Below are 16,776 nucleotides of genomic sequence, written 5' to 3'. Positions count from 1 at the left end.
GGCCCCGGCCGGGCCGAAGCTGCCGCTGGCGCGCCGCAGCGCCACGTAGCCCAGCCGCGCCGGCAGCCGCTGGTAGACTGGGGGCCCCGGGTGGGGCGCTGGGCGCCGGGCCAGTGCCTCACGCGCAGGTGCAACGAATCCAGCACGAGGGTGTCGAGCGGTACGGTTTGGCCCCGCAGCAGCGCCAGTAGCCCCACGCCGCTGAGGTCGAGGCGGGCCAGGCGCAGGTGCAGGCGGGGCAGGGTATCGGCTAGGGCAGCGCCGGTGGGGCGCAGGTCGAGGCCGCGCAGGTGCACGGCCCGCGGCAGCAGGCGGGTGCGCAGGCTGCTGATAGCCAAGCGGTACTGGCCGTGCGTTTGCTTAGTTACTTGTTGCTCCAGGGTGCGGCGCAGCCAGGGGTCGAGGCCCAGCCACACGGCCAGCACCAGTAGGGCCCCGAGCAAGCCCAAGCCCCACAAGCCACGGCGGAGCCAGTGGCGCTTTGGGGCAGGCGGAGCGGACGTAGCAGCAAGCGGCATGGCGGGGCGATGGAGGGCTTTTAACGGGAAAGGCAATGGTACGGGTTGCGGCTTCCGGCGCGGCGCGAAGGGGCGTCGCGCCGGCGCTCGGCGGTTGGCTACGTGCAAACGATATATTTGCGCCAACGGCCTGCCCGCCCACTTGTTGGCAAGCCCTGTTTTATCACCTCCCGCTTATGGCCCACCACGCTACTCCACAGGCCACTTGCGCCAACTGCCACTACGCCTTCGCGCCCGACGCGCCCCGCGAATTTTGCCCCCAGTGCGGGCAGCAAAACCACGCCGTCGAAATCAGCTTCGGCCACGTGGTGGAGGAGTTTTTGGAGGGAATTTTCCACTTCGACGGCAAGGTGTTTCGCACGGCGGGGCTGCTGCTGTTTCGGCCCGGCGAGCTCACGCGCCGCTTTTTGGCCGGGCAGCGCGTGCCCTACGTGCCGCCCATTCGGCTATACGTGTTCATCAGCTTCGTCTTTTTTCTGCTGCTGGGCACTTGGCTGGGCCACGAAGAACCGGCGGAGCATACCAAGGCGAAACAGCTGGTGAAAATTGACGCCCTGGGCGGCCTGAAGCTGGGCTCGGACTTTGATTCCATCAAGCTGACGCCAAAACAAAAAGTGCGGCTGCGGCAACGCTTGGATTCCCTGAACCGCGTGATTGGCACCGCCATCAGCCCGGCTGCCCCAGGCGTGGCGCAGGTCCTCAAAAAGACGGGCCGGGGCCCCAGCACGAAAGTTCTGGGCAACTCGGAGGCCTCGATTAAGACCCTTGCCGACCACTTGCCTGCCAACCCCACCGATGCGCAAGTCGATTCGGTGCTGCGCAAAAACGGCGATAAGCCCGACTACTTGCACCGGCTAATAGTGCGGCGCGCGGCGCGCTGGGTGCACTCAAGCCGCGAGGAAGTGGTGCACCAGGTGTTGCGGGGTGGCTCCATTCTACTGTTTTTGCTGATGCCGCTGGCCGCGCTGCTGCTCAAGGGGGCCTACTTCCGGCAGCACCGCTACTACCTCAGCCACCTGGTGTTCACCATTCACGTGCAGTGCTTCCTGTTCATTCTCATTGCCTTGCTCATCGGGCTCGACAAGCTGAATGCCCCGGAATGGCTGAACAACCTACTCAGCTTCGCACCCATCGTCTACTTCGTGGTGGCGCTGCACACATTCTACCAGCAAAGCTGGGGCAAGACGGTGGCGAAGTCGCTGCTGCTGGGCGCGGCCTACAGCTGCGTGCTGCTCCTGGTAGTAGTACTGGTGGGAGTGGCCGGCGCCGCCCTGTTTTAGACCCCGGCCGCGGGGCCCCTAGCGGCCCCGCACCTTGTCGAACAGGCCCCGGGTACGCTCGCCGATGGTTTTGTTGCGCTGCTTGAAAATGACGTACCGCACCGACAGCGCCGACGGGAACCGCGCCCAGTCGTCGCTGTGGATTTCCACGCTCGGCTTGAAGTCGTAGCTGAGCATGATGGGCAGGAAGGCAATTTTGTACTCGATGCCGATAATGCCGTCGAAGCCGCCGAAGCGGCCGGTGTCCTTGTTGTTGCCCAGGTGGCCGCCGGCACCCAGGTAATAGTTCAGGCTGCGCCCCAAAATGCCGAAGTGGTACTCGCCCAGCACCGTGCCCGTTACCTCGCGCGAGGCCAGGCCCGCAATGCCTTCCAGCGTGATGCGCGAGGCCACCGCCTGCTGCACCGTGATGCCGTAGGGGTTGCCCAGGCGGATGCCCGCGGCGGTGCGGTACTTCTGGGCGGCGGCGGGCAGGGCCAGGGCCACCGCCAGTAGCATCAGCAGTAAGGGGTTGGGTTTCAAAAGGGGACGAAAAAAGGCCATAATCTTGTACCGGGTGCCGGCGAACTTCGCCTGGCAACGGTCGTTTGAACGCGCAGTGGACCCTTTTTGATACGCTTGGGGCACCACGGCTGCCCTTCGGGGGGCCCGGGGCCCGTACTTTTGCGGCCGTTTAGCTTTGGCTTTTCTTCTCAGGAAGACCATATCGGTTTTTCCTCGCGCTAATTATCCCCCTCCGTGTATTTACACCACGTGGCCGCTTACCTGCCGACGGCCGTCGTCACCAACGAGCACTTCACCCGCCTCAACGGGCTGGCTTCCGACTGGATTATTGAGCGCACCGGCATCCGGGAGCGCCGCAAGGCGGGCCCCGGCGAAAACACTAATACCATGGCCGTGGCCGCCACCCAGGCGCTGCTGGCCGAAATCCCGACGTTCGATGCGAACAGCATCGACCTGATTGTGGTGGGCACCTACACCCCGCACGACACCATTTACACCGCCGCCCACGCCGTGCAGCGTGCGCTGAACATCAACGAAATCCCAGCGGTGACGATTTCCTCGGCCTGCTCGTCGTTGCTGAACGCCGTGGAGATTGTGGAGGGCTACTTTGCTATGGGCAAGGCCCGCCGCGCCCTGGTGGTGGTGAGCGAGCACAACACGGCCTACAACAACGAGGAAGACACCATGGCCGGCCACCTGTGGGGCGACGGCGCGGCGGCCCTGCTCATCACCAAGGAGCCGCTGGGGCCCCAGCCGCTGCGCATTGCCGAGGTCATTACCGGCGGGGCGGCCCCCGTAGGCAAGGCCGACGAGGCCGTAACGCTGAAGCCGGTGGAAAAGGGCATCGTCATGCCGTTCGGGCGCGACGTGTTCCAGCAGGCCTGCACCTACATGACGCGCGTGACGCAGACGCTGCTCGACCGCCACCACCTCGTGGCCAACGACCTCACCTACCTCATCCCGCATCAGGCCAATCTGCGCATTTCGGTGAACGTGACCAAGCAGTTGGGCCTCGACCCCGAGCGGGCCGTGAACAACATCCAGCGCCTGGGCAACACCGGCTGCGCCGGAGCCGCCATCGGCCTGGCCGAAATTTGGGACACGCTGCGCCCCGGCAATAACGTCATTATCACCGTGTTCGGCGGCGGCTACTCCTACGGGGCCATGCTGCTGACGAAGTAGCTAGCAGTGAACGTTTAGCAATCAACATTCAACAGCCGTTTGGACTGCTTGAATGGTTGTTAGATATCAATTGATAACTGTTAATTGAAAACCATGCTGCCGCCCGCCACCGCGTTTCTGCCCGAAGTCGTTTTCCAAACCAGCCGCGCCAGCGGCCCGGGCGGGCAGAACGTGAACAAAGTGGAGAGCCGCGTGGAGCTGCGCTGGCACCTGCTCGACTCGCAGGTGCTGACCGATGAGCAGAAACAGCTCATCCTCGAAAAGCTGGGGCCCCAGCTCACCGCCGACGGCCTACTGCTGCTCACCGCCCAGGACGACCGCAGCCAGCTCCGCAACAAGGAAATCGTACTGGCCCGCTTCCACGCATTGCTGCTCAAAAGCCTGCACCGCCCCAAGCCGCGCCGTGCCACCAAGCCCAGCCGCGGCGCCGTGCGCAAGCGCCTGGAAGGCAAAAAGATCCAAAGCGACAAAAAGGCCAGCCGGCGACGGCCGGAGTAGGGGCCGGTGGCAATAAAATTTGCGGGCCCCGAAGTTTAATTACCAAAGGTTGGTGACGAAACTTTGGGGCCCGCAAATTTTATTACCAAGCCAATGGGCTGAGGGCTGCCTGGGCAGGGGCGGCAGTGCCGGGCCGATGGCCGTTAATTAAGCGGATGCCCGTCGCTGAAATACCGGCTCAGCAGGTGCGATACTTTCTCTTGGGTCAGCGGCTTGGTGAGGCATTCCGCGATGGGTAAATGCTGGTACTGGCCCAGGTCCTGTTCGAGTTGGGTGCTGGTGAGCAGCACGATGACGATGGGATGCTGCTGGCGGAGCGGCAGCTGCATGAATTCTTCCAAAAACTCAAACCCATTCATCACCGGCATTTTCATGTCCAGCAGCACCAGCGCCGGACAGTCCATCGAGTCTTCCCCGCATCGCTCAGCCAGCACCTCCAGGCCCAGCTGGCCATTGGTGGCCACGAGTATCCGGTGGCTCACGTTCAGCCGCCGCAGCAGCCGTTCGTTAAGAAAATTCGTGGTCGAGTCATCATCGACTAACAGGACGGTAGATAACATGGCGCAAGGGAACTAATTGCCTAAGTCGATCATATACAGTAACAAAATAAAGCGGCGCGGGCCCGGAAAGCAAATGGCTTGCGTGGGCCCTTTAGCCTTCTTCCTGCAGGGCGGGCCGGGGAGCGGGCAGGTGCAGCCGAAACACGGTGCCCTGGCCCAGCCGGCTGCTCACTTCGATGCGCCCACCAGCATTTTCCACGATTTTCTTCACCATGAACAGGCCCAGGCCGGAGCCTTCCACGTGGTCGTGCAAGCGCTCGAAGAGGCCAAACAGCTTGCGTTCCTCTGCCGGGCCGAGCGCCAGGCCCAGGCCGTTGTCTTCTACTTCCAGCACGGCACTGCGGCTGCCATCCGCCGAGGCGGGATAGGTGCGGAGCCATACGGCAGGCACCCGGTCGGGGTGGCGGTACTTGAGGGCGTTGCTGAGGAGGTTGTGCACCACCGAGCGTAGGTTTTTTTCGGCGAATACCAGCCGGGGGCAGGCCGCCACGTCCAGGTGCAGCTGCCCGCCCGTGGCCGCGAACAACGGCCGTAAGTCCTGGCGCACCTCCTCGACTAGGGCGGCTAGGTCGACGGCAGTCGTGGGTGCCTCGGACAGGTGTTGCAGCTTGGCCACCTCGGTGAGCTGCCCGATGGTGCCCTTGAAGCGGTCCACCGCGCCGCGCATCAGGGTGAGCAGCGTTGCCACGTCGGCCGGCACCGGCACCGGGGCCAGCTCCTCCCGCAACTCCTCCAGCAGGGCCTCAATGTTGTGGATGGGCGTTTTCAGGTCGTGGGAGGCCGTGTACACGAACGTGTTCAGGTCGGCATTGACGCGCTCCAGCTCCTGCTGCTGCACCTGCTGGGCGTGGATGTCGGTGTTGGTGCCTACCCAGAGCCGAATCGCGCCCGTGGCCTCGTCGTGCAGGGGCACGGCCCGCACCAGGTGCCAGCGGTACTCGCCATTGGCAGCCCGCTTCCAGCGGTTGCGCAGCGTGGTTAGCGGCTCGCCCGTGGCCAGGGCGTGCTGCCAGGCGGCGGCCGTGGCGGCAAAGTCGTCGGGGTGAATGTGCTGCTGCCAGTTGATGCCTCCCAAATCAGCGAAGCTCAGGCCCGTGTAGTCGTACCACTGCTGGTTGTACCAGGAGATTTGCCCATCGGTCTCGGCCATCCAGGCCAGCTGCGGCATGGCATTCGTTAGCGTACTGAACTCGGCATTGCGGTGGCGCAGTTGGGCGGCCACTTCCTGCAGCTGCTGGTTGGCGGCCGCCAGCTCGGTGGTTCGGTCCTTCACGATGCGCTCGAGGTCAGCAGGGGTTTTCAGGAGCAGGGCTTGGGGCAGCACGCCCGCCAGCGCCCACACCGTGCCCCAGGAGGCGACGGCCGTTACCAGAAGCAGCAGGCCATTGAGGCGGTAGAGGGGCAGCCAGAAGATGAGGGCATCGAGCAGGTGGGTGGCCCCACAGGCAAAGATAAACAGGCCAAAAAGCCAGAACAGCCGGTTGAAAGGCACGTCGCGCCGCTGGCTGATGAAGCGGAGCAGCAGAAAGGGAATGGCGAAGTAGGCCGACCATATCAGCAGGTCCGAGACGATGTAGAGCCAGCCGTGGAAGTCGGTCCACTGCCCGCAGTGCCAGCGCGCGGGAAACCCCTTGGGGTCGAGTAAGCCGGAAAAAAACTCCTTCACCTGGTCGGCGAGGGGACGTGTGGAGGACCCGCCCTGAGTACGCCCAAGCGGGAGCACGAGCCCGAGGCGTAGCAGAAGTTGAATACAGTGATGCATACGCAAATAAAGCCGCGCAGCGGGTATGATAGATGGCTACGCCGGCCAAAAATGGGAGGGGGTTAAAAATGGGATAGGCTGCGCCAGTGCCGGCCGCAAGCCGTGGCCCCCGTAGACTAAAACGCGTAAAAGTGGTATAGTTAAGTGTCAATGGCCGGTATCCCCCCGGTATAGGCGGCCTGCATGGCCGTTGCACGGGTGGCCCCAACCGGCGTGGTACGCTTGGTGCGCAGGGAGTAACAAGCGAGCCGCCGGCCCACGCAGATGTCGGCGTTGAAATTAGTAATGGGAAGCTGGTTGTGAGCTGCACCGGCACCCCGCCCCCCGCGGTAGACGCACCTTGAGTGGGATGCGGAGCACGTCGATAGCGAGCCAGCGGCGGGGCTACAGCAGCGTGCCGCGCAGCAGCAGCAGCGCCACCGAGAAGTAGATGAGCAGGCCCGTCACATCGACCAGCGTGGCCACGAAGGGCGCGGAGGACGTGGCCGGGTCGAGGCCCAGCTTCTTGAGGATGAGCGGCAGCATGGAGCCCGCCAGTGAGCCCCACAGCACGATGCCCACCAGCGCGAAGCCCACCGTGAGGGCCACCGGCAACCAATGGGGCCCGTAGATGGGCGTGATGGTTTGCCAGATGGCGATGCGCCCGAAGCCCACCATGCCCAGAATTAGGCCCAGCAGCAGGCCCCCGATCAGCTCGCGGCGCAGCACCAGCCACCAGTCGCTGAGCTTGAACTCGCCCAGGGCCATGGCCCGGATGATAAGCGACGTGGCCTGCGAGCCCGAGTTGCCGCCCGAGCTGATAATCAGGGGGATGAACTGTACCAGCACGATGGCCTTTTGCAGCTCGCCTTCGAAAAACTGCATGGCCGAGGCCGTCAGCAGCTCGCCCAAAAACAGGATAACCAGCCAGCCGGCGCGCTTCTGCACCAGCCGCAGCAAAGGCATGGTAAGGTAGGGCTCCTCCAGGGCCTCCGAGCCGCCGAACTTCTGAATGTCTTCGGTGTCTTCTTGCTCCCGGATGCTGAGGATGTCGTCAAGCGTTACGATGCCGAGCAGAATGCCTTGGTCGCTCACCACGGGCAGCGCCACCCGGTCGTTGCGCCGGAACGTGTCGATGGCGTCTTCCTGGTCCTGGCCCACGCCCAGGTGCACGAAGCGCCGGTCCATGATGTCGCGGACCCGCACGGTGGGCGCCGCCAGCAGAATTTCACGGATGCGGATGTCGTCCGTCAGCACGCCGTGGGCGTCGGTCACGTAGAGCATATTCAGCGTTTCGGATTGCCCGCCGTGCTGACGCACGTAGTCGAGCACCTGCTCCACAGTCCAGTTCTCGCGGATGGCGATGTAGTCGGGCGTCATCAGGCGGCCCACCGAGTACTCGGGGTAGCCCAGCAGCTCCAGCGTCACCTTGCGCTCGGGTTCCGATAAGCTCTGAATGAGCTCGGCCACAAAGTTGGCGGGCAAAAACTCCAGCAGGGCCGTGCGGTCATCGGGCGACATCTCATTGAGGATGTCGGCCATCTTGTCCTGGGCCAGGTTGTCGAGGAAGTGCCGCTGCACGTCGAGGTCGAGGTACTCGAACACCTCCGTGGCCAGCTTGAGCGGCAGCAGGCGGAAGATGATGAGCTGCTCGCGGTCGTCCTCGTTCTCAATGAGCGATACAAGCTCGGCCGGCTGGAAACTGCGCAGAATCTGCTTAAGCTTAAAAAATTCACCCTCCTGAATCAGGGCTGTGATGGTTTCCACGGATGGCGACGCTGGCATCATGGCAGGACGGGCGGTAGTGCTTCGCTAGGCAAGCAGGGTTGATGAAGGGATTACGCCACGAAATTACGCCGAAACCCGCCCCAGGCCGTATGCCCAGCGCGGCCGGGGCCCAAGTATCTGCCCAATACTGCCCATCTTGCCGCCCTTACCGCTTACCCGCTGTCCCATGCCTGACCTTTCCGCTGCTCCCCGCGCCACCCTGGCCCTCTACGGGGGCGGGGCCGACGAGGCCCTGGTGGCGCTGCTGGCCGGCCTGTTGCCCCACCCCGGGGCCCCCATCGAGGTGCTCACCACGGCCAGCACCGCCAACCCCGCCCGCACCGCCGCCTCCTACGCCCGCTCCTGGGAAGCCCGCGGCTGTTCCCACGTGGGCCACCTGGAAGTAGACGAAACCCATCCCGCCGACGCGCCGGCTACCCTGGCCCGCTTGCGCCGGGCGGCGCTGGTGTTCATCAGCGGCGGCAACCAGGAGCGCCTCACCCAGTTCCTGCTGGGCACCGAGTTTCTGGCCATCCTCCAGGAGCGTTGCCGCACCGACGCAGGCTTTATCCTGGCCGGCACCAGCGCCGGGGCCGCTGCCCTGGCCGAGTACATGCTGGTGGAGGGCCGCGGCTGGCGCAGCCTGCTGCCCGGCGGCGTGGGCGTGCTGCCCGGCCTGGGCCTGCTGCCGGGCGTGGTGCTCGACCAGCACTTTGCCGAGCGCCACCGCTACCCGCGCCTGCTGCACGCCGTGCTGGCCCACCCTGCCTGCCTGGGCCTGGGCCTGAGCGAAGAAACCGGCCTGCTGCTGCGCCCCGGCCAGCCCGCCGAGGTGTTCGGCGACGAAGTGGTGTTTGCCTTCGATGCGGCCACGGCCTGGCACATTAGCCTGGTGGGCCCGGGGCCCCGGCAGCCCGTCAGCGGCCACGGACTCATTACGCACCTGCTGGTGGCGGGCCAGGGGCTCGATTTGGCCACCCGGCAGCCGGTGGGGTAGGGGCCCGGCCGGGCACGAAACCGGCTACCTTTGCGTTGATGCCGCGAAAAAACACCGTGCCGCTCATGCCCAATCTCCGCTGGGGTGCTCCGTTGCTGGCGCTGCTGCTGGCGCTGGCTGGGGCCTGCACCCGCCACCCCATTTCCTTCAACTCGCGCCCCGACGTGGCCCCCGCCACCATGGCCGGGGCCCCCGACTCGCTCACCCGCACCGCCGATTCGGTGGCCGGTCGGCCTTCGCTCAGCACCGCCCGCCGCGTGGCCATCACCAAGGCCGAGGAACGCGCCGCCAAGGACAAGGAAAAGGACGCCCAGCGCAAGCCGTCTAAGAAAAAGAAAATTTTCCTGGGTGAGCGTATCAAGCGGGGCTTTGCCAAGTCGGGGGGCAAGGGCCGCAACCAAGCCATCGAGATATTCTACTACCTCAAGTATTTCCAGCAGCCCAACGTGCAGGCCCCGGCACGCTTCTACTTCGATCCGAAGAAGCATAAAATCTTCAAGGCCGCAGCCGGCGAGTTGGACCCCAGCGCCAAGATATTGCACGGGCCCTATAAGAAGCTGCAAAACAACAAGGTGATGGAAACCGGCTTCTACGCTCTGGGCGTGAAGCACTTGCGTTGGGAGCGGTTTGACCGCAACGGCGTGCTGCTGAGCAAAATCCACTATGAGATGGGCTTCCCGCGTGACGCCAACATCACGTACTTCGACGCCGGCCACACCATGCTGAAGGAAGTAGTGCCCTACGTGAATGGCAAGCTGGAGGGCGACTACGCCCGCTACACCGCCACGGGCCAGCGCGAGTGGTCGGGCCAATTTGAGAACGGCCGCCGCGTGGGCGTGTGGACGAACTACTGGCCGGTAAAACGCAATTTCCGCCATTTCGAGTACCAGTACCCCGAAAGCGGCTTCGACCCCGAAGTGGAGGAGCCCGAGCTGCTCAAGCAGTTCACCCGCGACGGCCTAGCGGTGTACGACAAGGAAAAAAACATCGACAAGCGCGGCGAGCCCGAGCCCGTGGCCCCCGCTGGGGCCGCCCGGGCCACGTGCTGCCCAAGCGCGCCCAGGGTCGCTAAGTATTTAGCTATTAGATCTTAGCTATCGGCTGGTTGTCATTCCGACGAAGGAGGGATCTGGGCCAAATTGGGAAAGAACATTATTCAGACTCCTCCTTCGTCGGAATGACAACCAGCTATTCGGATAGCCTTTAGTAAAAAGCATCCTCGAATGACTCGATGAAAAAGCCTCCGCCGCGCAGCGTGAGGGCCAGGATGTCGAAGCGGATGTCGCCGCGCCAGTCCAGCTCTTCCTGCAAGTGCGTGGCCGCCAAGCGAAACAGCTCCTTTTTGCGGGCCGACACGAAGGTTTCCGGGGCCCCATACTGACCACCGGAGCGCGTCTTTACTTCCACAAACACCAGCAGGGCCGTGCCCTGGCGCAGCACCAAGTCCACCTCGGCGCGGCCGTGGCGGTAGCCGCGGGCCAGCACCTCGTAGCCGCGGGCAATGTAGAACGCGGCGGCGGCTGCTTCGCCGGCCTGGCCCAGGGCGTGGGGAGCGTGCATAAATAAGGCAAGAAAAAACAGAAGCGCGCCCGCGCCCGGCCGGGGCCCCGGGCCGAACCCTGTGCCCGTTTGTACCTTTGCTATGGGCGGGCGTTGCGGGCCGGGCGAAGGTAGGGCCGCGTCGCTGGGCCCCACAAGCAGCTATTCTAATCGAATTATCCGCACAGATGACCACTGCCCCCGCCGCCCCCGCTTCGCCCGTTGCCGCCCCACCTGCCCGGGCGCTGGCTGTGCAGCGGCTGGGCCTAGTGCCCTACGCCCCCACCTGGGCTCTGCAAGAAGAGCTGCTGGCGGCCACCGTGGCCATCAAAACCCAAAACCGCGAGGCCGCCGCGGCCGGCCGGCCGCCGCAGCCTACCCCCAACCACTTGCTGCTCTGCCAGCACCCGCACACCTACACGCTGGGCAAAAGCGGCAAGCCTGAGCACCTGCTGCTCAGCGAAGGGGCCCTGGCCGCCCACGGCGCCACCTACCACCGCATCAACCGGGGCGGCGACATAACTTACCACGGCCCCGGCCAGCTGGTGGGCTACCCCATCCTCGACCTCGACAACTTCCGGCCCGACATCCACTGGTACCTGCGCACGCTGGAGGAAGCCGTCATCCTGACGCTGGCCGAATACGGTTTGCGCGCCGGCCGCATTGCGGGCCTCACCGGCGTGTGGCTGGGCTGGGAGGCTGGGGCCCCCAACCCGCGCAAAATCTGCGCGATGGGCGTGAAGTGCAGCCGCTGGGTCACCATGCACGGCTTCGCCCTGAACGTTGCCCCCGACCTGGCCTATTTCGGCCACATTGTGCCCTGCGGCATCATCGACAAGGCCGTGACCTCGCTGGCCCAGGAGCTGGGCCGCCCCGTGGCTGTGGAGGAAGTGCAGGAGCGCCTGGTACCCCACCTGCGCGCCCTCTTCGCTGCCGCCACGGCCTGATTAGGGCCCCAGCGCTACCCCGGTGTGGAACCCTAAATAAATCCGTTAAAATCCGTTAAATCTGCGGTCCTGTGAAGCAAGATATTTCCTTTGACCCCGTGGAAGGCGTGTCGGTGGCCATTGCCCCCGCCGAGGATGGGGCCCTGACGCCCGCCGGCCAGCCCATATGGCAAGTGTACCTGCTCAACCACAACGCTTACTCGCTGCGCAGCGTCATTGTGAACGCCCACGGCTACGGTCAGCAGCCCGACGGCGAAGCGGTGCGCACGTCCACGCTGCGCTACCTTTTTGAGGAAGTGCCACCCCGCTCGGCCGTGCCCGTCGAGCCCCTCGACCCCGCCCTGTTCCACCTTAACAACCAATACTGGGTGAGCTACTACCACGGCGCGCAGATTTTCGACAAGAAGTACATTTTTGTGCCCGACTCCATCGTGCCCGAAAACTTTATCCACATCTCGCTGCTCGCCGACCGGGTGGGCGTGTTGCATAGCTAGCAGGCGGCGGGGGCCCCAGCCCCTACCTTTCCTTCCTCATATTTCTACCTTATGAATCCTGTAGCTATTCAATTGGCGCTATCGGCCGGCTGGGCCTTTTTGGTGGCGCTGTTTGCGGTGCCGTCCATTATTCAGATTGCCCACCTCAAAAACATGCTCGACACGCCCAACGGGCGCACCGTGCACTCGTCGCTGACGCCCCGGCTGGGCGGTGTGGCGGTGTTTGCGGGCTTCATGTCGGCCCTTACCATTTTTGGGCCCCTGCAAAACGGCGTGAAGGAGCTGCTGGCCGGCTGCATCATCCTGTTCTTCGTAGGCCTGAAGGACGACTTGGTGGGCATGTCGGTGTTCAAGAAATTTGTGGGTCAACTGCTGGCCACGGGCATCGTCATGATTATGGCCGACGTGCGCATCACCAGCTTCCAGGGCATTTTGGGCGTCTACACCCTGCCGGTGGGCGTCAGCTACGCCTTCACGCTGGCCGCCATCGTGGGCATTACCAACGCCATCAACCTCATTGATGGCCTCGACGGCTTGGCGGGCTCCATCGTGCTGATTATCATGGGCACGTTCGGCTTTTACTTCTACCACTACGGCGGCGAATTATATAGCAACTACGCCTTCGTGACCGTGTGCTTGATGGGGGGCATGGTGGGTTTCTTGCGCTACAACTTTCACCGGGCCCCTATTTTCATGGGCGACACCGGCTCGTTGGTCTGCGGGTTTATTGTGTCGGTACTGGCTATTCAGTTCATTGAGCTGGGCGGGCAGCCGGGCACGCAGTTGCCGTTCAGCACTACGCCCGCAGTGGCGCTGGGTATTTTGTTCGTGCCCTTGTTCGATACGCTGCGGGTGTTTGTGCTGCGCATGGCGGCCGGCAAGTCGCCCTTCGCACCCGACCGCAACCACATCCACCACCGCCTGCTGGGCATGGGCTTCTCACAAATCAGCACCGTGCTGCTGCTGGGGGCCCTCAACCTGCTCGTCATCCTGTTCGTGATTCAGTTCGCCGACCTTGGCAACCTGGCCCTCATCGGCATTCTGCTGGGCTTCTCGGTGTTGCTAAGCGTGTTCATCGGCGTGTACCAGAGCCGGTTGAGCCGCGAGGTGGTTGCTGCGCAATCCTAGCCTCATGCAGTTCCACGCCGCGGCAATGTTGCGCTTCGTTACCGGCCGGGTGGGCTTGGGGCGTGCCTGGGGCAAGGTCTGGGGGTTGCTGCTACTGCTACTGGGGGCCCTGCCCGGCCGCGCCGCCGAGTACCGGCCACTGCCCCCAGCGGCGCCCACCGGCCTCACCGCCGACTGGCTCATCCACGATGTGGGCCGCAACCACCTCATCCTGTACCTGCCCGGCTACCACTCCCCGGCCCACGCCTACTACCAGTACGTGCGCCTGCGCCGCGGCCAGCCGTTTCCGGTGGCCTTCGCGGCCCAGCGTGGCCTGAGCCTATTCGTTGATAACCAGCTTATTTTTACCGCCGACCAGGCGGGCCCCTACGCCTTCGACTTGGCCCAGCGCCTGCCAGGAAGCCTAGCCCCTGGCACCCACCTGCTGGGCGTGTGGCAGCCCGGCGGCAACCCGGCCCTGGCCTCCTTCACGCCGGGCGCTACCACCGACGAGCCCGACGCCACCCCTGACACCGCCGCGGAAGTTGCTCGCGCCCGCGCCCCCGGCCCGCTGGGCCAAAACGTGCTACTGAGCTTTTTGCTGGTCCTGGGGCTACTCTACGGCAGCGTGCGCGCCACGTACCAGCCCGGTTTGGCCCGTGTGTTTCAGTTCGACGAGCTGTTCGGCAATACCTCCGAGCAAGGGACTTTTCTGGCGCGCCCGGCTTTTTCGCTGCTCAATGTGGTACTGGTGTTGCTGTTTGGGCTCTCGTTCGCGCTGCTGCTCACGGCGTTGCACACCGGCCTCGAAAACTTGCCCCTGGTGCGGCAGTTCGTGGTGGTGCCCGAGCGGGCCATTGTGGCGCGGGTGCTACTTTACACTGCTCTTATTGCGGGGTTTGTGCTCAGCAAATACCTGTTCATTTCGCTGCTGGCCTACACCTTCGACCTGCGCGAGCTGGTGGCGGTGCAGTACCGCGAGTTTTTGCGTACTACCTTACTGGCCGGGCTTTTCCTTCCCTTTGTATTGCTCCTCTACCTAGGCCTTAACGGCAGCTACCCCGCCGCAGTAACTGGAATAGCCGCCGCCGTTATCGCCTTGGTGCTGGTGGGCACCGTGCTGCGGGTGCTGCACACGGTGCACCAACGAGCGTCACTGCTTAATCTTCATTTGTTTGCTTACCTTTGTGCTACCGAAATATTGCCCCTACTTATATTGTTAAGGCTGTTGGTATTCAACACTTAGTTGCCTCTGGGTAATCCCTGCCCACGTTTCCTTTCCTCTATCGTTCTAGTAGTACTCCTTTTCTTCTTGTATGGCCGAGAGTGCAGACACGCCGGGCATCGGCCGGCACGCCAAGCGCATCCAAAGCATTTTGGTAACCCAGCCCAAGCCCACCACCGAAGTTTCCCCCTATTCGGCCCTTGCTGAGAAGTATGGCATTCGGGTTGATTTTCGGGAGTTTATCGAAGTTCAGCCAGTCTCTTACAAAGACTTTCGGCGCGATAAAATCAATATCGCTGATTTCACAGCGGTGATTTTTACCAGCCGTAACGCCGTCGACCACTTCTTCCGCATTTGCCAGGAGGCCAAGATTGAAATGCCCGCCGAAATGAAATATTTCTGCATTTCGGAGCAGACGGCCAACTACTTGCAGAAGTACATCGTGCTGCGCAAGCGCAAGCTCTTCGTGGGTACGCGCACCGCCGCCGACTTGTTCGACGTCATCAAAAAGCATAAGGGTGAGAACTTTCTCTACCCGTGCTCCGACATTCGCAAGGACGATTTGCCTGTGTTCATGCGGGCCAATAACCTCAAGTTCATGGAGGCCGTTATCTACCGCACGGTAGCCAGTGACCTATCAGATCTGTCGGATGTGAAATACGATGTGCTGGCCTTTTTTAGTCCCTCGGGCATCAGTTCGCTTTTTGTCAATTTCCCTCATTTTGTGCAAGATGGTACCCGCATTGCGGCGTTTGGCCCTACCACAGCTAAAGCCGTGCGCGATGCCAATCTAGAACTCGACATTGAGGCCCCCATGCCCAACGCGCCCTCTATGGCGGGGGCTATCGAGGCGTATATCCGCCGCAACCAGTCGGCTGGGTAAAATAAAACAGGCTTCTTTCGGGTCGGTTCTTTTAACCTTTGATAAGAATTTTGCAAACGCCGAAAACTTTGTTTTCGGCGTTTTGCGTTGGGCCCCATAGTGGGCTACGGGCCCGCGATTTAGCCTTACATTTGAATGTACATCCCATGGCCTGTGCGCACCCTGTGGGCTGTTTTCCCTTCCTTCGGTTTCCGCCCCATGAAAAAAAGTGTACTTGCCCTCCTGCTGTTGGCCGGTGGCGCGGCCCCAGCCTTGGCACAACAGCAGCCCCAGTTCACGCACTATGGCTTCAACGGCATGTACCTCAACCCGGCCTACGCCGGCATCAAGGGCCAGGGCGAGGTAAACCTGATTGGCCGCTACCAATACTACAACCTCACCAATACCCGTGGCGATGCCAATGGGTCCCCCCGCACGGGCTTAATCACGGCTTCATTGCCCATTTTAGCCCTTAACGGTGGCGTGGGCTTGGCCGTGAGTTACGACCAGGCCGGCGAAGTGCGGGTGACCAATACCGCCTTGTCGTATTCGCAGCACGTTAAGCTGGGGGCCGGCAAGCTGGGCTTTGGCATCCAGGGTACGTTCACCTATATCAGTGCGGGTACGTTCGTGGCCATCGACCCCACTGACCCATATATTCCCTACAATGGCTCCGATCGTAAGTTTGACGCGGGTGCCGGCATCTGGTACGAATCGCCAAAGTTTTACGCAGGCCTGAGCGCAAACAACCTGTTGCGCTCCACTTACCACTTTGCTAACCAGTATGGTAACGCCGTTCCCGGCTACTTAGGAGAAAATCACGCTTATTTCACGGCAGGATACAATATTGAAGCATCGTCTTCCGTTGTCGTCACGCCCACAATACTGGCCAAGGCTGTATTGCCCAGCAGTTCCGACTCAGGAAATAAATTTAGTAACACAAAAAATTATTCTTTTGAGGGTGGCTTGCGGGCTACCCTTAATGATAAATATTGGATAGGTGCAAACTATAGACTGCAAGAATCCGTTTCTGGCTTAATTGGATTAAGCTTCGCCAAAGACAACGCTTTTCGCGTTGGCTACGCTTTTGATTTTATTGCATTTAATCAAGATGCGCGTGCTCTCAGTTCTCACGAAATTTTGCTTTCTTACCGTTTGCCCAAGCCCGGGCTGATTCTCCGGCCAGCCATCCGCACTCCCCGTTACAGCTTTTAGCCTATTGAGCGACTGTTCAAAACGCTGTTTTTCACTTGGTGGGGCCCTTTATGGTTTCATCCTTGCCGATGCATTGCCTGCATTAATCCGTCTGCCAATTTCCACGGGAATACTTTTTACGCTTTTGCGGTGTTCATGCCTGCGATAAAAAATTATTGTGCAATTGTGCTGGAAATTGTATATTTGCCAGCCGAACAACATAAACCGATAGCTCTGCCAATTCAACACGACTCTTTACTCCCATGAATAAGTTATTAGCATTATCACTGTTCGCGCTTTCTGGGGCCCTTTTGGGGGGTTGCAGCTTTAGCAAGGGCTTCGAAGGCGAATTAGTCGGCGC

General features: G+C 62.3%; 17 protein-coding genes. 11 read left to right on the top strand and 6 right to left on the bottom strand.

Annotated elements, in window-relative coordinates; all coding sequences use genetic code 11:
- A partial coding sequence (locus BEN49_RS01530) for a hypothetical protein (protein ID WP_141765602.1) occupies window positions 1-518 on the bottom strand: 518 nt, incomplete at its 3' end.
- Window positions 519-694: 176 nt separating this feature from the next.
- Between BEN49_RS01530 and BEN49_RS01525 the strand changes: the two genes are divergently transcribed.
- Window positions 695-1,798 (top strand): DUF3667 domain-containing protein, encoded by a 1,104-nt coding sequence (locus tag BEN49_RS01525; protein WP_070739769.1) that lies wholly within the window; start codon window positions 695-697, stop codon window positions 1,796-1,798.
- An 18-nt stretch (window positions 1,799-1,816) separates the two neighbouring features.
- Here the strand turns inward: BEN49_RS01525 and BEN49_RS01520 are convergent, their stop codons facing one another.
- Window positions 1,817-2,320 carry a hypothetical protein gene (locus tag BEN49_RS01520; protein ID WP_070739766.1) on the bottom strand — a complete coding sequence of 168 codons (504 nt, stop codon included), beginning with the start codon at window positions 2,318-2,320 and terminating at the stop codon, window positions 1,817-1,819.
- A gap of 216 nt (window positions 2,321-2,536) precedes the next feature.
- On the opposite strand from BEN49_RS01520, the gene BEN49_RS01515 reads away from it, so the two are divergent.
- Window positions 2,537-3,484 (top strand): 3-oxoacyl-ACP synthase III family protein, encoded by a 948-nt coding sequence (locus tag BEN49_RS01515; protein WP_070739762.1) that lies wholly within the window; start codon window positions 2,537-2,539, stop codon window positions 3,482-3,484.
- 93 nt (window positions 3,485-3,577) lie between these two features.
- Window positions 3,578-3,982, top strand: coding sequence for an alternative ribosome rescue aminoacyl-tRNA hydrolase ArfB (gene arfB / locus BEN49_RS01510; RefSeq protein ID WP_070739775.1), 405 nt, complete (start codon window positions 3,578-3,580; stop codon window positions 3,980-3,982).
- A gap of 143 nt (window positions 3,983-4,125) precedes the next feature.
- Here arfB and BEN49_RS01505 read toward each other — a convergent pair whose 3' ends face one another.
- The 3 genes from BEN49_RS01505 to mgtE all read right to left on the bottom strand — a co-directional run bounded on the left by BEN49_RS01505 (window position 4,126) and on the right by mgtE (window position 8,071).
- A complete protein-coding gene (locus tag BEN49_RS01505) occupies window positions 4,126-4,542 on the bottom strand; it encodes a response regulator (RefSeq protein WP_070739759.1) in 417 nt (138 codons plus the stop codon).
- A 91-nt stretch (window positions 4,543-4,633) separates the two neighbouring features.
- The gene (locus BEN49_RS01500) at window positions 4,634-6,265 is read right to left on the bottom strand and encodes a sensor histidine kinase (protein ID WP_158022707.1); all 1,632 of its coding nucleotides are present in this window, start codon (window positions 6,263-6,265) and stop codon (window positions 4,634-4,636) included.
- Between the two features lie 423 nt (window positions 6,266-6,688).
- Window positions 6,689-8,071, bottom strand: a complete 1,383-nt coding sequence (gene mgtE / locus BEN49_RS01495) for a magnesium transporter (RefSeq protein ID WP_239691768.1) — start codon at window positions 8,069-8,071, stop codon at window positions 6,689-6,691.
- Between the two features lie 166 nt (window positions 8,072-8,237).
- On the opposite strand from mgtE, the gene BEN49_RS01490 reads away from it, so the two are divergent.
- Window positions 8,238-9,047, top strand: coding sequence for a cyanophycinase (locus BEN49_RS01490; protein WP_070739754.1), 810 nt, complete (start codon window positions 8,238-8,240; stop codon window positions 9,045-9,047).
- Window positions 9,048-9,112: 65 nt separating this feature from the next.
- A complete protein-coding gene (locus BEN49_RS01485) occupies window positions 9,113-10,141 on the top strand; it encodes a toxin-antitoxin system YwqK family antitoxin (RefSeq protein ID WP_141765601.1) in 1,029 nt (342 codons plus the stop codon).
- A 109-nt stretch (window positions 10,142-10,250) separates the two neighbouring features.
- Here BEN49_RS01485 and BEN49_RS01480 read toward each other — a convergent pair whose 3' ends face one another.
- Complete coding sequence (locus tag BEN49_RS01480) at window positions 10,251-10,607, bottom strand: YraN family protein (protein WP_070739748.1); 357 nt, start codon at window positions 10,605-10,607, stop codon at window positions 10,251-10,253.
- A 167-nt stretch (window positions 10,608-10,774) separates the two neighbouring features.
- Between BEN49_RS01480 and lipB the strand changes: the two genes are divergently transcribed.
- From lipB to BEN49_RS01450, 6 genes are all read left to right on the top strand, one after another.
- Complete coding sequence (gene lipB / locus BEN49_RS01475) at window positions 10,775-11,533, top strand: lipoyl(octanoyl) transferase LipB (protein WP_070739746.1); 759 nt, start codon at window positions 10,775-10,777, stop codon at window positions 11,531-11,533.
- 71 nt (window positions 11,534-11,604) lie between these two features.
- Window positions 11,605-12,027, top strand: coding sequence for a hypothetical protein (locus tag BEN49_RS01470; protein ID WP_070739743.1), 423 nt, complete (start codon window positions 11,605-11,607; stop codon window positions 12,025-12,027).
- 51 nt (window positions 12,028-12,078) lie between these two features.
- Complete coding sequence (locus tag BEN49_RS01465; protein ID WP_070739740.1) at window positions 12,079-13,155, top strand: MraY family glycosyltransferase; 1,077 nt, start codon at window positions 12,079-12,081, stop codon at window positions 13,153-13,155.
- A gap of 4 nt (window positions 13,156-13,159) precedes the next feature.
- Entirely contained in the window at window positions 13,160-14,380 is a 1,221-nt protein-coding gene (locus BEN49_RS01460; protein ID WP_070739737.1) for a DUF4271 domain-containing protein, read from the top strand.
- Between the two features lie 70 nt (window positions 14,381-14,450).
- On the top strand, window positions 14,451-15,242 hold the full coding sequence (locus tag BEN49_RS01455) for a uroporphyrinogen-III synthase (RefSeq protein ID WP_070739734.1): 792 nt from the start codon (window positions 14,451-14,453) through the stop codon (window positions 15,240-15,242).
- 198 nt (window positions 15,243-15,440) lie between these two features.
- Window positions 15,441-16,436, top strand: coding sequence for a PorP/SprF family type IX secretion system membrane protein (locus tag BEN49_RS01450; protein ID WP_070739731.1), 996 nt, complete (start codon window positions 15,441-15,443; stop codon window positions 16,434-16,436).
- The last annotated feature ends 340 nt before the right edge of the window (window positions 16,437-16,776 follow it).

Source organism: Hymenobacter coccineus, assembly GCF_001816125.1.
GTDB lineage: Bacteria > Bacteroidota > Bacteroidia > Cytophagales > Hymenobacteraceae > Hymenobacter > Hymenobacter coccineus.
Note: the sequence above shows the minus strand (reverse complement) of the source record. Positions and strands in the feature narration are given on the sequence as shown.